Source organism: Kribbella sp. NPDC049174, from assembly GCF_043197365.1.
Classification (GTDB): domain Bacteria; phylum Actinomycetota; class Actinomycetes; order Propionibacteriales; family Kribbellaceae; genus Kribbella.
This window is the reverse complement of record NZ_JBICSZ010000002.1, coordinates 328,848-341,413: the sequence shown is the minus strand read 5'-3', so window position 1 is coordinate 341,413 and position 12,566 is coordinate 328,848. Positions and strand designations below refer to the sequence as shown.

15 protein-coding genes are annotated in these 12,566 nt (G+C 69.0%); 8 read left to right on the top strand and 7 right to left on the bottom strand.

Going from position 1 to position 12,566, the window contains the following annotated elements; genetic code table 11:
• The first annotated feature begins 220 nt into the window (after positions 1-220).
• On the top strand, positions 221-1,018 hold the full coding sequence (locus tag ACGFIF_RS12155; RefSeq protein ID WP_393154281.1) for an IclR family transcriptional regulator: 798 nt from the start codon (positions 221-223) through the stop codon (positions 1,016-1,018).
• Positions 1,019-1,103: 85 nt separating this feature from the next.
• Here the strand turns inward: ACGFIF_RS12155 and ACGFIF_RS12150 are convergent, their stop codons facing one another.
• Positions 1,104-2,021: a hypothetical protein gene (locus ACGFIF_RS12150; protein ID WP_393154280.1), complete on the bottom strand. Its 918-nt coding sequence runs from the start codon at positions 2,019-2,021 to the stop codon at positions 1,104-1,106.
• Positions 2,022-2,309: 288 nt separating this feature from the next.
• Here ACGFIF_RS12150 and ACGFIF_RS12145 point away from each other — a divergent pair, with 288 nt between their 5' ends.
• Positions 2,310-2,795 (top strand): GNAT family N-acetyltransferase, encoded by a 486-nt coding sequence (locus tag ACGFIF_RS12145; protein ID WP_393154279.1) that lies wholly within the window; start codon positions 2,310-2,312, stop codon positions 2,793-2,795.
• Here the strand turns inward: ACGFIF_RS12145 and ACGFIF_RS12140 are convergent.
• The 3 genes from ACGFIF_RS12140 to ACGFIF_RS12130 are packed head-to-tail and all read right to left on the bottom strand — an operon-like array spanning position 2,788 to position 6,337.
• Positions 2,788-3,690 (bottom strand): neutral zinc metallopeptidase, encoded by a 903-nt coding sequence (locus tag ACGFIF_RS12140; protein ID WP_393154278.1) that lies wholly within the window; start codon positions 3,688-3,690, stop codon positions 2,788-2,790. The two genes, ACGFIF_RS12145 and ACGFIF_RS12140, sit on opposite strands and share 8 nt — an antisense overlap.
• Positions 3,690-5,120 carry a neutral zinc metallopeptidase gene (locus ACGFIF_RS12135; RefSeq protein WP_393154277.1) on the bottom strand — a complete coding sequence of 477 codons (1,431 nt, stop codon included), beginning with the start codon at positions 5,118-5,120 and terminating at the stop codon, positions 3,690-3,692. Before ACGFIF_RS12135 ends, ACGFIF_RS12140 begins: the two co-directional genes overlap by 1 nt.
• Before the next feature lie 29 nt (positions 5,121-5,149).
• Positions 5,150-6,337, bottom strand: a complete 1,188-nt coding sequence (locus ACGFIF_RS12130) for a neutral zinc metallopeptidase (protein ID WP_393154276.1) — start codon at positions 6,335-6,337, stop codon at positions 5,150-5,152.
• Between the two features lie 201 nt (positions 6,338-6,538).
• On the opposite strand from ACGFIF_RS12130, the gene ACGFIF_RS12125 reads away from it, so the two are divergent.
• The gene (locus ACGFIF_RS12125; RefSeq protein ID WP_393154275.1) at positions 6,539-7,306 is read left to right on the top strand and encodes an SDR family NAD(P)-dependent oxidoreductase; all 768 of its coding nucleotides are present in this window, start codon (positions 6,539-6,541) and stop codon (positions 7,304-7,306) included.
• On the opposite strand, the gene ACGFIF_RS12120 is transcribed toward ACGFIF_RS12125, so the two are convergent.
• Entirely contained in the window at positions 7,300-8,094 is a 795-nt protein-coding gene (locus tag ACGFIF_RS12120; protein ID WP_393154274.1) for a class I SAM-dependent methyltransferase, read from the bottom strand. The genes ACGFIF_RS12125 and ACGFIF_RS12120 overlap by 7 nt on opposite strands.
• 63 nt (positions 8,095-8,157) lie before the next feature.
• Here ACGFIF_RS12120 and ACGFIF_RS12115 point away from each other — a divergent pair, with 63 nt between their 5' ends.
• The 4 genes from ACGFIF_RS12115 to ACGFIF_RS12100 all read left to right on the top strand — a co-directional run bounded on the left by ACGFIF_RS12115 (position 8,158) and on the right by ACGFIF_RS12100 (position 11,217).
• Positions 8,158-8,901, top strand: coding sequence for an SAM-dependent methyltransferase (locus tag ACGFIF_RS12115; protein WP_393154273.1), 744 nt, complete (start codon positions 8,158-8,160; stop codon positions 8,899-8,901).
• A gap of 37 nt (positions 8,902-8,938) precedes the next feature.
• The gene (locus tag ACGFIF_RS12110) at positions 8,939-9,361 is read left to right on the top strand and encodes a hypothetical protein (RefSeq protein ID WP_393154272.1); all 423 of its coding nucleotides are present in this window, start codon (positions 8,939-8,941) and stop codon (positions 9,359-9,361) included.
• Between the two features lie 129 nt (positions 9,362-9,490).
• Positions 9,491-10,045 (top strand): TetR/AcrR family transcriptional regulator, encoded by a 555-nt coding sequence (locus tag ACGFIF_RS12105; RefSeq protein WP_393154271.1) that lies wholly within the window; start codon positions 9,491-9,493, stop codon positions 10,043-10,045.
• Positions 10,042-11,217, top strand: a complete 1,176-nt coding sequence (locus ACGFIF_RS12100; protein WP_393154270.1) for an FAD-dependent oxidoreductase — start codon at positions 10,042-10,044, stop codon at positions 11,215-11,217. Before ACGFIF_RS12105 ends, ACGFIF_RS12100 begins: the two co-directional genes overlap by 4 nt.
• Here ACGFIF_RS12100 and ACGFIF_RS12095 read toward each other — a convergent pair.
• Entirely contained in the window at positions 11,214-11,708 is a 495-nt protein-coding gene (locus ACGFIF_RS12095) for a class E sortase (RefSeq protein ID WP_393154269.1), read from the bottom strand. The genes ACGFIF_RS12100 and ACGFIF_RS12095 overlap by 4 nt on opposite strands.
• A 13-nt stretch (positions 11,709-11,721) precedes the next feature.
• On the opposite strand from ACGFIF_RS12095, the gene ACGFIF_RS12090 reads away from it, so the two are divergent.
• Positions 11,722-11,973 carry a hypothetical protein gene (locus ACGFIF_RS12090; protein WP_393154268.1) on the top strand — a complete coding sequence of 84 codons (252 nt, stop codon included), beginning with the start codon at positions 11,722-11,724 and terminating at the stop codon, positions 11,971-11,973.
• A gap of 32 nt (positions 11,974-12,005) precedes the next feature.
• On the opposite strand, the gene ACGFIF_RS12085 is transcribed toward ACGFIF_RS12090, so the two are convergent.
• Complete coding sequence (locus ACGFIF_RS12085; protein ID WP_393154267.1) at positions 12,006-12,548, bottom strand: molybdenum cofactor biosysynthesis protein; 543 nt, start codon at positions 12,546-12,548, stop codon at positions 12,006-12,008.
• Positions 12,549-12,566 lie beyond the last annotated feature (18 nt).

Sequence of the window (12,566 nt, the reverse complement as noted above, 5' to 3'; positions counted from 1 at the left end):
CCGGTCGGCGTCCTCGACCCCAACCCCGGCGTCCTCGCCCCACCGCACTCCCCGGCCCTGGCCTCTCCTCAGCCGGGTGGGTTCCCGGCCGGGAGTTTGGCTCGGGCCGGGGTCCTGTCTCCTCCCCTCACGCTTCCGAAGGCGTGGAGTGGTGAGCGGGGGTGTTTGAGGGATGATGACTGACGAGTCACGGCTGGGGCGGGTCGAATACGCTGAGCGCATGGCAACAGCGGATCCGGTCGGCGGTAGTGGGCAGCCTCTCCTGGTGCTGGGGAAGATCGGCGAGATCCTCGACGCCTTCTCACTCGACCGGCCGTCGCTGACCCTCGGCGAGATCCGCGACGCCACCGGCTTCCCGACGTCCACCGTGCAGCGTCTCGTCACGAACATGGTCGCGCTCGGCTTCCTCGATCGGCAGGGCGACCAGGTGCGGGTCGGCGTGAAGATGGCGTACTGGGCCGCGCCGGCCGTGAAGGGCGTCGACGTACTCGACCTGATCGTGCCGGTGCTCAAGCAACTGCGCGACGCCACCGGCGAGACGGCCGCGTTCTTCCGCGCCGAACAGGGCCACCGGGTCTGTGTTGCGCTCGCCGAGACCAACCACGCGCTCCGCCGGGAGATGCACGTCGGCAAGATCATGCCGCTGCACGCGGGCTCGGCCAGTCGGGTCCTGCTCGCGTGGGACGACTCGCTGGCCCGTTCGGTCCTGTCGCAACCGCTCGGGTCGATCACCGACAGCACGATCACCAGCGCGGACGAGCTGGCCGCGGTGATCAAGCAGACCCGGGCCGATGGTTATGCGATCACCATCGGCGAACGCGAACAGGGCGCCTCCGGCCTGTCCGCCCCCGTCTTCAAGGCGAACGGCGAGCTCGCCGGCTGCGTCACCATCAGCGGCCCCACCATCCGCATCCCCCTCGACCGCTGCCTCGAATGGCTGGACCTCCTGGTCGAATCCGCCGAACATGCCACCCGCCTCTTAGGCGGCCGCTTCCCCACCTCCACCGCCACCATCTGAACCCCACCACCTCGCCGGGGTCGCGCTCTTACGTCACGCACGCCTCCGCGCGGGGTGCGCGGAGGCGTGCGGGGGTGGGGGTGGGTCAGCGTTGTTCGGGTTGCCAGTTCGTGTCGGGGGTGGTGCCGTTGGACCAGCCGCCCGGGTGGCGGGCGCCGTGGGTGGCGGGGTGTTGCTCCGGCGGCGGGTAGGTGCCCTGCTCGTAGCTGCCCTGCTGGTAGGAGCCCTGGTCCTGGCCGGACTGCTGGTAGCCGCCCTGGTCGTAGGTGCCGTTCGCCGGCATCGTGCCGTTGGAGGGCATCGTGCCGTTGGAGGGCATGGTGCCGTTGGACGGGGTCGGGGTGGGCTTGATCATGCTGCGGTCGAAGAGGTTGCTGAGTGCGCGGCCCGCCATCTCGCGACCGCCGAGGCCGAAGGCGAGGCCCATGGCCAGGGCGGCGCCGGCGAGCACGATCAGCAGGGTGTTGCCGGTGAGCTGGACCGCGATACCGAGCTGGGTCAGCGCGGCGAAGGCGGCGTACACCAGGATCGCGTACTTGCCGACCTTGGCCAGCGTCTCGTTGCCGGTGGCACCGCGGATGATCGCGGCCAGGAAGTTCGCGAACAGCGCGGCCAGGCAGATGATCACGATCGCGGCGAAGATCCGCGGGATGTAGCCGAGCATGTCGCTCATGAACGCCGAGATCTCCGGTACGCCGAGCGCCGAGGCGAACATCGTGAAGCTGATCAGGAACACGAACCAGAACACGACCTTGCCGAGCATCGCCGAAGCGGTCAGCCCCGTGCCGGACCGCTGCAGGACGCCGGACACACCGGCGCGTTCCATCCACTGGTCGAAGCCGACCTTGCCGAGCAGCTTGCCGACGAGCTTCCCGAGCACCTTGGCGACGAAGTAGCCGATCACCAGGATGACGAGACCGCCGAGCAGATTCGGGACGAACCCGAGAAGTTTGCCGAAGGCATCTTCGAACGGCTGGGTGAAGTCGATCGCTAATGCGGACATCGAGACTTCCTTCCGGACTGGCCCGCATCCGCTGTCGCGCCACACCGCACACGACCCCGGCACGGGCGGATGCAGTGGTGTCTAGTATTTCCCGTGCCCCGCGCCGCGCACCCCAAACGGTTGTCTCAGGCATGTAAAACAACGATTGCAAAGGAAAGGTCTTTGCATAAGGCAACCGAAGATCGGGAGTCGGTACGGGCGAGCGTTGCTGGAGGCAATCACCGTCGAGAGGGTTCACTCATTACCCCCGGCCGCTGAACCGGTCAAGGCGGTTGAGAAACTGAGGGCATGATCGAGGAGACCGCCAGCCAGTCCAGCGCCGCGGAGACGGTGATTCGACGTGCCACCGCGGGCGATGTTGCCGGGATCGTGAGCATGATCGCCGATGATCAGCTCGGCGCCACCCGTGAGTCGGTCGACGACCTGACGCCGTACCTGAAGGCCTTCGAGGCCATCGACTCCGATCCGAACCAGGTCCTCGTGGTTGCCGAACGCAACGACGAGCTGATCGGCACACTCCAGCTCACCATCATCCCCGGCCTCTCCCGCCGGGGTTCCTCCCGCGGTCTGGTCGAAGCCGTCCGGGTCGCCGCCTCCGCCCGCGGTTCAGGCCTTGGTACGACGCTGATGGAATGGGCCGTCCAGGAGTCCCGCAACCGCGGCTGCACGCTGGTCCAGCTCACCTCGGACAAGACCCGCACCGACGCCCACCGCTTCTACGAGCGCCTCGGATTCACCAACTCCCACGAGGGTTTCAAACTCAAGCTCAGCTGACCCGCTTGGCCGGGGCCGAGAAGGTGTTGCAGGACGACGGGTTGGCGGACGTGAAGGCGCGGAGGCTCCAGTAGGCGTGGTTCTTGCGGGCGCCGTGGTCGCGGATCTTGTCCGGGTTGTACTCGTCGCCGGTGTGCTTGACCATGTCTTCCCACAGGTCGAGCCGTCCGCCGGTCAGCCGGAGCGACCGCTTGTGCGCGCCGAGGAACGCCGCGCCGAGACAACTCGCCTGCAGTTCCAGGCGCCGCTCGTCCTCCAGCAGCACCGCCTCGGATCCGCCGGCGTGGGCGAACACGTACGTCCGCAGGATGTCGACCGTGTCCTGAAGATGGTGACCGTACTCGTGCGCGAGCATCTCCTGGAAGTCGATCTGGTCCCAGACCGGGTCGCTGTCCGGGTCGGCGTACTCCTGCCACTCGAAGCAGATGACGTTGCCCGAGCTGCGATAGAACGCATCGGTGTGCTTGGGCGGATCGTCACACAGCCGGGTGCCCGTCGTCTTGCCCTCGACGTAGGCATCGATCCGGGGCGTCGGCAGGTAGAAACCGGCGCGGGCGACCAGCGGCGTCCAGGCTCGTTGCATGCAGGCCACCATCAGGTTGGCGTAGGAAAGCAGCCCGGCCCGCGTGCGCACCGGCTTGTTCGGCAGCTTGCAGGTCACTGTCGGCACCCGGCCCGCTGTGTACAGGCGGTTCTTGATCGGAACGAACCTCGGATCGTTCGAGATCGACGGCGCCGCCGAGGGCGCAGGCCGGGCCTTGGCCGATGGTGCCGGGGTCGGCGTGACGATGGGCTCCGCGACCGCGGGGGCCGCCGGATGCGTGGCGGCTCCGGCGACAACAGCAGCGAGTACGGCGACGATCGCCAGCCCGGCGGACTTCGCCGTGCCCGGCATCAGCTGACCTTGCTTGCGGGGGCGGCGAAGGTGTTGCAGGAAGCAGGGCTGGCGGACTTGAAGGCCGGACCGCCCCAGACCCAGTGGTTCTTCCGCGACCCGTGGTCGCGGACCTTCTTCGGGTTGTACTCGTCACCGCTGTGCTGGACCTGCCATTCCCACAGCTCCTGCTTCGCGCCGGTGAGGCCCAGCGATTGCTTGTTCGCGCCGAGGAAGACGGCGGCCAGGCAGCTCGCCTGCAACTCCCGGCGGCGGGACCACTCGAGCTTCTCGTCCTTCGTCTTCGCCCAGCCCTGGCGGGAGAACGATGCGGTGATGATCTCCGTCATCTCCTGCACGTGGTGGCCGTACTCGTGCGCCAGCGTGTCCATCATCCACACCCGGGCGGCGAGCTTGTCCTCGTTGTAGTTGCTGAGATCGTTCTTCCAGTTGATGTTGATGCTTTCGTCGCCGCTGCAGTAGTACGCCGTCTCCGCCTCACCCGAGCAGGAGGATGTCGGCGCCTGGTTGCTCTGCAACACGATCTTCGGCGGCCGGAAGTCGTACCCGGCCTTCCTCACGACCGGCGCCCACGCCTTGTTCAGGCAGGGCAGGAGGGCGTTGTAGTACCTCAGGATCGCGGACTGTGAGGTCGGCTTGATCGACGGTTCCTTGCAGGTGACCGACGGGACCTTGCCGGCCGTGTAGAGCTTGTTCTGGCGGAGGCGGACCAGGTCGGGGACGGGGGTGACCGTGACCGTCACTGTCGGGTCGGCGGGGACGGGGAGTGGGGCCTCGGACTTTCTGACAGTCGGGCGGGACATGGGGCTGTCGACGGAGCCGTAGGAGTCGATGAGCTTGAAGCCAGCGAAGGTGCCGCCGGTGATCAGGAGCAGGGTGAGCACCGACAGTCCGGCGATCACGGCCTTGGAGTACTGCCGGGGCGGGGTGGTCGGCGGCGGTTCGGCGGAGAACTGGGCGCCGGTCCGCGAGGACGGCGAGTGCCAGCCGACGGGACGGGAGCGTCCGGTACGGCGGGTGCCGGTCAGCGGGGTGAGTGGGGCGCCGGCCAGCGGTGCGGGCGGTGGCGCGCCGAATCCGGGCTCGGTGCCTGGGTCGGTCGGGAGCGGACGCGCTGTCTTCCGCAGCGTCGGGTCGACGGGTCCGGTGAGTGTGCGGGCCTTGCCCAGGTCGAGCGACTGGCGGCGCTCCGCGGCACGGGCACGGTCGCCGTCGGTCAGGATGTCCCCGGCGCCACCCGGCAGGAAGTGCCCGGGCTTCGGCGAGCTGCCACCGGACCGCGCCGTACCCGCACCGGCCGCCGCCATGGCAGCACCGGCCGCACCACCACCGACGGTCGCGTCGCCACTGCCGGCCGCCACGCCTGGATCGGCCGGCGCGGGTGCGCCGGCCGTGGACGATGGTTCCGCGTCCGGGTGCTCCTCAGGCATCGCTCGTCCCCCTCGCTCGTTCCCGCTTCTCAGCCGACCTTGGCGGATGATGCCACGAAAGTGTTGCAGGTGCCCGGATCGGTACTCGCAAAACCCTGGTTCATCCACAGCGCCAGACTCTTGGCGGAGCCGTGATCGCGGACCTTGTCCTCGGAATGCTCGTCACCGCTGTGCCTGATCAGCCAGGTCCACTGCGTCAGCAGTTCGCCGCGCAGCGGGAAGCTGGCCTTGGCCGCACCGAAGAACGCGGCCGACAGACAGTTCGCCTGCAGCGCCTGGCGCCGGTCCATCTCCAGTCGCGCCGCCTCGGTCGGTTCGGTGTCGCGGAGGTTGTCGGTCGCGTCGAAGATGCCGGTCAGGTTCTGCAGGTGGACGCCGTACACGAAGCCGAGCGACTGGGCCATGTCGACCCGGATGTTCGCCTTGTGCTGCGGATACTCCTCGGTCAGCTCCTGCCACGGCATCGTCACGCTGCCGCCCTGCTCGTCAGCGCAGTACGACGAAACGTCCTTCTGCACACCGCAGGCCGTCTCCTCGCCCTCGTCGAAGACGATCAGCCGGGGCGAGCGGAACTCGAACCCGGCCTCGGCGACGATCGGCTGCCACGCCTTGTCCATACACGCGATCAGGGCCTGGTAGTACGAGCGGACGTTCTCCTTCGACGTCGGCCGGAACGCGGGCTCCTTGCACGTGACCGTGGCCAGCGGACCGGTGGCGTAGAGGGGGTTCTCCTTCTGAACCACCGGATCCGGCGTCGGCTCACCGGTCGGTGTCGGTACGCCGGACGGGTGGAAGGACGGTGTGCCGAGTGGGTTGGCGACGAAGTCGTCGTACGACGTGAGCACCTTGGCGGCCAGCGCGACCCCACCGCCGACGACCACGAGCGCGGCCACGACGATGGCGGCGATCAACGCCTTCGACCGCTTCTTGGGGACGAACGGGATCGGCTCGGGTGCGTAGACGGCCCGATACGCCGCGGCGGCCGGATCGTCGGGCGGCGGCGGGCCGAACCGGGTGCCGGACAGCTGCACCGTTCGCCGGGACTCGATCCGCGACCCGGACAGCTGCGGCGGTGCGGCTGGAGACGCTCCTCCCAGCCGCGGTGTCGGAGCGGCCAACGGGGCCGATCCGGGCGTGGATCCGCCGTCCGTCGAGTCGTTCGCGCCCACGTTCTCGGGCAGAAAATGGCCAGGCTTCGGCGCCGGCTTGTCCGCCATGATTGTCCCCGCTTCTCCCCAGTACCGGACTCCGCCGGTCCCCACCCAGTGACCTCACCGCGGCTCGGGACCCCCTCCCTGAACCGCCGCAAGATGGTATGTCCTGAGAACGCTCCGGGGATACCGGATTGCTGCTTTTGACATCGTTTCGCTACCACCGTCCGCGGACTTACTCCGAGTAACAACCAAGAGGAGCACTGGATGAACGCGCTGGACACCTTCCGCCTGACCGGCCGCCGGGCCCTGATCACCGGCGGCAACCGTGGTCTCGGCCGCGCCTTCGCCCTCGCCCTGGCCGAGGCCGGCGCGGATGTCGCGATCGCCGCCCGGGACACGGACCGGAACGCGGCGGTCGTTGCCGAGATCGAGGCTCGCGGCCGCCGTGGGCTCGCCGTCGAGGCCGACATCACCGCCGCGGACGATGTACGACGGCTTGTCGCCGACGTCACCGCCGCGCTGGGCGGGATCGACGTACTGGTGAACAATGCCGGGGTCGCGATCCACCGTCCGGCCCTCGAGGTACCGCCCGAGGAGTGGCAACAGGTTCTCGATCTCAACCTGACCGCGCTGTGGAACTGCAGTACGGCGGTCGCACCCGGCATGATCGAGGCCGGTGGCGGGGTGATCGTCAACGTCGGCAGCATGTCCGGCCAGATCGTCAACCGGCCGCAATGGCAGGCGTCGTACAACGCGTCCAAGGCCGCCGTGCACCACCTGACCAGGAGCCTCGCCGCCGAATGGGCGCCGCACGGGATCCGCGTGAACGCGATCGCCCCCAGGTACGTCAAGACCGACATGTCACCCGTGGATCGCCCCGAGTTCCGCCAGAACTGGATCCTCGACGCCCCGCTCGAACGCTACGCAACCCCCGAAGAGATCGCTCCGACCGTCATCTACCTCGCCAGCCCCGCGTCGTCCTTCATGACCGGCTCGGTCGTCGTGGTGGACGGCGGCTACTCCGTCTACTGACGGACAGTGCCGCGGGTGAGGAAGTGGAAGCCGGCGGAGATCAGGCGGGGGTCGGCTTCGAGCAGACGAGCGAGGCGAATGGCTGACGGGAGGAGGCGGTCGACCTCGTCCGGGGTGGCCAGGTGGAGGACGGTGCTGGCTGGGCCTTCGACGCCGAGGGTTTCGAGGTCGGTCAGGCCGGCGGCGGCGAACTCGGCGGTCAGCTCGTCGGCGTGGTGGAAGTAGGCGTTGGTGAAACCGTTCGGGTCGTCGTGGTTCCGGCCGGTCTCGAAGGCTTCGATGAACTCGCGCTCGTTGGCTTCGGTGAGTGCGCCGCTGCTGCCGTACTCGAGCAGGCCGGCGTACCGGTTGATGCCGGCGGCAACTACCAGGCCGCCGGGTCTGGTCACGCGCGCGGCCTCCGACAGAGCCTGAGCCCGGTCGGCAGCCTCGACCAGGTGGTACAGCGGGCCGAGGAGGAGTGTGACGTCGACGCTCGCGTCGGGCTGGCCGAGGTGACGCGCATCGCCGACGACGGCCTCGAAGGTACCGATCGTCGCAGCTTGCTGGACGTGCTCGACGACCGGATCGACCAGGGTGACGCGATGACCGTCGGACGCGAGCCAGCGGGCGTGTGCACCGGTGGCTCCACCGACATCGAGTACAACGGACGCCGGCGGCAACCACCTGCGCAGTAGCTCCTGGGTCCGGAGGAACTCCAGCCGGCCGTGACCCGACCGAACCAGCCGATCGTCCTCGACATAACGGTCCCGGTAGAAGGCACGGATCAACGGATCGAGTTCAACCATCTCCCTACCCTGCGGGACGGAAATTCCCAGCACATCCCACTTTCGGCGCGCTACGCTGCGCGCGTGGTCGAGCTGAAGCGGGACGAGTATCCCCGGTCCAACGGGTACGACGCCGAGTGGTTGCTGAACGGGGACATGGGCCCGCATCCGTTGTGGCTGCTCGAGGACCTGGCCAAGGACCTGGAGCTCCGGCCCGGGATGCGCGTCCTCGATCTCGGGTCCGGCAAGGGCGCGACATCGGTGTTCCTGGCGAAGGAGTACGGCGTACAGGTCTGGGCGGCCGATCTGTGGATCGAGCCGACCGAGGCGGCCGCGCACATCGCGTCGCAGGGGGTCGACGGCGTCGTACCGGTGAAGGCGGAGGCACACACGCTGCCTTTCGCGCACGGGTTCTTCGACGCCATCGTGTGCATCGACGCGTACGAGTACTTCGGCACCGCGGACGGGTATCTCGCTTACCTCACGCAGTTCTTGAAGCCCGGCGGTCAGCTCGGCGTCGCGACCCCGGCGCTGCGGACCGAGGTCCGCGACCTCGGCTACATCCCCGACCACATCAAGAAGCTGGTCGGCTGGGAGGCGATCGCCTGGCACACCGCCGACTGGTGGCGGTCCCACTGGGAGATCACCGAACTCGTCGAGGTCACCGCGGCCCGGCTGCAGGAGTCCGGCTGGCAGGACTGGCTGATCTGGGCCCAGGCCGTCTCCGAACACAGCGGCAGCCGCGACGGCTCGCTCGACATGCTCGAGGCCGATCAGGGCGAGTATCTGACCTTCGCGCTGCTGGCCGCCCGCAAACCGACGGCCTGACTGTTGCCGGTGCACCCCGGTAGTGGATGCTGGGGTCATGAGCTGGGCTGTGTACGCAATGCGAGGACCCGGAGGCGTACGGCGCCTCGACGATATTCCGGACGGATACGAGCCGCCTTCGCTCGGTACGTCGACCGACGTGGTGGCGAAGGTCCGTGAAGTGGTCCCGGACGTCGACACGAGCAAGCCGTCCTGGCTGGCGCTGCGGAGCGACGACTTCGACGTCGAGATGACGATCGGCAAGGGTGTCGAGGTCCGCGACATCACCTTCTATCTGAACGACGGACCGCGCTCGATCCCGATCGTGATGGAGATCAGCCGCCTGCTCGGCGTCACGCCGTACGACACCGAGTCGGGCAACTTCCTCACCGAGGAGTCCCGGCCGCCGGTCCCGCCGCCGCTGACCGAGGACGAAATCAAGGCCAACAAACCCAAGTGGTGGAAGTTCGGCCGCAAGTAGTCCGCACCCTGGAGGCCCGACAGCCGGGGCGTTGACGACCCCGTGTTGCTCGCCGCCTTCGCACGTCCTAGAATCAGGGCGATCGTACAGGACGGATGTTCAGGGCGATTGCCCTGGAGGTGAGCCCGGATGACTTCACCCGCAGCTGTCCGCGGGCAGGAGGTGCGGCAGCGGTTGCTGGCCGCGGCGGCCGAGCTGATCCCGGAGCGCGGCTGGTCCGCGGTGAGCACGCGGGTCCTGGCCGACCGCGCCGGCGTCACGCCGAGCGTCGTGCACTACCACTTCCCCTCGGTGCAGGCGGTGCTCAGTGAGGCCGTCGTCACCGCGATGCGGCAGCTGCTGACCGCGACCGACGAGCAGTTCACCGCAGCCAGGACGCCGGCCGAGGCGATCGACGCGATGCTCGCCTCGATCGAGCAGCACTCCGGCGTCGACCCGATGTCGCTGCTGTTCGTCGAGGCCTACCTGGCCGCCACCCGCGACAAGCGACTGCGCGAGCAACTCGCGACCCTCGTCACGGACTTCCGGCAACGCGTCGGCGATTGGCTCGCGGTTCAGCAGGTCCCGGACCCGGCCGCGACTGCCGCCGTACTCGCCGCCGCCATCGACGGCATCCTGCTGCACCGAGGCCTCGGCTCGAGCGTCGAGGGCACGGCGGACGTGCTGCGGAGGCTGGTGTCATGAGGGCGATCATCTGCGGCGCCGGCATCGCCGGGCTGGCCGCCGCGAACCGGCTGGCGGCGCTCGGGCACGACGTGGTCGTCGTCGAACGCACACCGAGCCCGCGCACCCAGGGCTACATGATCGACTTCTTCGGCCCCGGGTACGACGCGATCGAGGCGATGGGACTGCTGCCTGCGTTGCAGGACGTCGGGTACCGCGTGGTCGAGGCCGTCCTGGTCGACGACCACGGGCGCCGCCGGGCCGGGATGAACCTGCGGCAGTTCGCCGAGGGCGCGCTGGTGAGCGTGATGCGGCCGGACCTCGAGCGAGTACTGCGTTCCAGCCTGCCGACCGGCGTCGACCTCCGGTACGGCGCCGGCGTGGAGAACGTGACGCCGTTGGACGACGGCGTCCGGGTCGAGTTGGATGACGGCGCGTCGATCGAGGCGGACCTGCTGATAGGGGCCGATGGCATCCATTCGACAGTACGGCGATCGGTCTTCGGCCCAGAGTCGTCGTACCTGCGTCATCTCGGCTTCCACACCGCTGCCTACACCTTCGATGCTCCGGACATCCACGCGGCGGTCAACGGCCGGTTCGTGCTGACCGACACGATCGGGAGCCAGTTCGGTTTCTATGGGCTGCGGGACGGGCGAGTCGCGTCGTTCGCGGTGCACCGTACGGCGGACCCGTCGCTGCCGGCCGATCCACGGGCGGCGATCCGGGCGTCGTACAACGGACTGGGGTGGGTGGTGCCCGAGGCGCTCGAGCTCTGTCCGTCGCCGGAGGAGATCTACTACGACCAGGTGGCACAGATCGTGATGCCGACGTGGAGCAAGGGGCGCGTCGTGCTGCTCGGCGATGCGGCGTACGCGGTCTCACTGCTGGCCGGCCAAGGCGCATCCCTCGGCATCGCGGGCGCTTACGTCCTGGCCGACTGTCTCCGCCGGGCCGAGACGATCGAGGTCGCGTTGACCGAATACGAACAGCTGTGGCGTCCTGAGGTTGAATCCAAACAACGGGTAGGCCGCTCGGCCGCCCGCTGGTTCCTGCCGGCGTCCAACGTCCAACTCGTCGGCCGCCGGATCGCCCTCCGCCTCCTCCGCCTGCCGCTCCTCAACCGTCTGGCGCCCACCGCGGTAGTCGGCAAACCGATCACCCTCATCCAAACTCTTCAACCCAGCGGGAGTTAGGCAGGGCGGCGGGAAACCAGGGTGCCGATCTTGTTGATGCGGTGTTCGGGGTTGCCGAGCTCGTCGCTCCAGAAGTTGCCGGCCGCGTGGTCCTCGGGGGTGGCGCAGGTGGAGAGAGTGATCGTCGCCTGGGTCGGGGTGACGCCCGGGCGGCCGGGGACGGCGGCGTTCTGCTGGGCCTTCTCGGCCGGCTTCCGGAAGGAGATCGTCATCGTCCGGTTGATCACGTAGTCGTAGACGAACCCGTTCGCGGTCACCAGGACGTGGTCGCCGTTCCGCAGCTCGGGCACCTGGCCGAACGGGCGCCCGTGCGTGGTCCGGTGCGCGGTGATGATGTAGTTGCCGACGTCGCCCGGCCCCACCCCGCCGGCCTTCCCCCGCGGGCTGGCCGCGACACCCCGATCCTGAATGTCCGTGCCAGGCCGGTCGTCGGCGGTCCCGGTGTACGGAACGACCCGAAGCCGCCGCACCCCGATGGCCGGAATCGCCATACTCGCTACGGCCGTGTTCGTCCGCGTCGCCGTCGGACTGGGCGACCGCGGCACCGAAGGTGTTGCGCTCGGCGACGTGGACCGCGTCGGCCCGGCGGTCGGCGTGCCCGCTGTCGTGCTCGGCGTACCAGCGCTTGGCGTACCGGCACTGGGCGTCACCCGGCTTGACGCCTCGCCCGCCGGGCCTGCCACATCAGCACACCCGACCAGCCCAGCCGCCATCACCACCGCACCAACCATCCACCGCCCCACGTTCCGAAGGTAACCCCACCCACCGAAAGCCGCCCGAAAACCGGCTCAGTCGAGCAAGGTGAGGGCGGCTGGGCCCAGGTGCAGGGAGCCGGAGGTGAGCGGGGAGGTACGGACGCCGGCGTGGCCGCGGAGGGCCTTGAAGGCGCCGGGGGCCAGGACCGTGTCCATCCAGGCGCAGGGGTTGGCGGGGCGGTAGGCCTGGAATTCGATGGGGCCGGCGCCGGAGTCCAGAGTGAAGCGGCGGCCGGGGATGCGGGTGCCGTCGGGGGTTCGGTGGGCGGCGAGGGTGTCGATCGGGAAACCGCGGAGGGCGATGTTGCGCCGGAGGAGCAGCGGGTCCGGGGCTGCGGGGAGCTGCAGGGTCTCGGCGAGGTCGTCCAGGCCGGCGGCGTCGAGGAAGGTGACTGCGGCGTTCTTGTGCACCGTCTGACCGAAATACCGGTCGCCGACGATGCCCAGTTCGGCCCGGATCTCGACCTCGGAACGGCCGACCGGTGCCGGGTCCGGGCGCGGACCGTCCTGCGGGCGCCCCTCGAAGGCATGGATCGGCGAGACCATCAGCGCGACGATCTCCACCGGGATACTCACCTGATCAACAGTACGGGG

Excerpts from the sequence above, each read along its gene's own strand:
- ACGFIF_RS12105 (WP_393154271.1), top strand. The coding sequence starts at position 9,491 with ATGACTTCACCCGCAGCTGTCCGCGGGCAGGAGGTGCGGCAGCGGTTG.
- ACGFIF_RS12135 (WP_393154277.1), bottom strand. The coding sequence starts at position 5,120 with ATGCCTGAGGAGCACCCGGACGCGGAACCATCGTCCACGGCCGGCGCA.
- ACGFIF_RS12155 (WP_393154281.1), top strand. The coding sequence starts at position 221 with ATGGCAACAGCGGATCCGGTCGGCGGTAGTGGGCAGCCTCTCCTGGTG.
- ACGFIF_RS12130 (WP_393154276.1), bottom strand. The coding sequence starts at position 6,337 with ATGGCGGACAAGCCGGCGCCGAAGCCTGGCCATTTTCTGCCCGAGAAC.
- ACGFIF_RS12140 (WP_393154278.1), bottom strand. The coding sequence starts at position 3,690 with ATGCCGGGCACGGCGAAGTCCGCCGGGCTGGCGATCGTCGCCGTACTC.
- ACGFIF_RS12095 (WP_393154269.1), bottom strand. The coding sequence starts at position 11,708 with ATGGCGATTCCGGCCATCGGGGTGCGGCGGCTTCGGGTCGTTCCGTAC.
- ACGFIF_RS12110 (WP_393154272.1), top strand. The coding sequence starts at position 8,939 with ATGAGCTGGGCTGTGTACGCAATGCGAGGACCCGGAGGCGTACGGCGC.
- ACGFIF_RS12100 (WP_393154270.1), top strand. The coding sequence starts at position 10,042 with ATGAGGGCGATCATCTGCGGCGCCGGCATCGCCGGGCTGGCCGCCGCG.
- ACGFIF_RS12150 (WP_393154280.1), bottom strand. The coding sequence starts at position 2,021 with ATGTCCGCATTAGCGATCGACTTCACCCAGCCGTTCGAAGATGCCTTC.
- ACGFIF_RS12125 (WP_393154275.1), top strand. The coding sequence starts at position 6,539 with ATGAACGCGCTGGACACCTTCCGCCTGACCGGCCGCCGGGCCCTGATC.
- ACGFIF_RS12145 (WP_393154279.1), top strand. The coding sequence starts at position 2,310 with ATGATCGAGGAGACCGCCAGCCAGTCCAGCGCCGCGGAGACGGTGATT.
- ACGFIF_RS12120 (WP_393154274.1), bottom strand. The coding sequence starts at position 8,094 with ATGGTTGAACTCGATCCGTTGATCCGTGCCTTCTACCGGGACCGTTAT.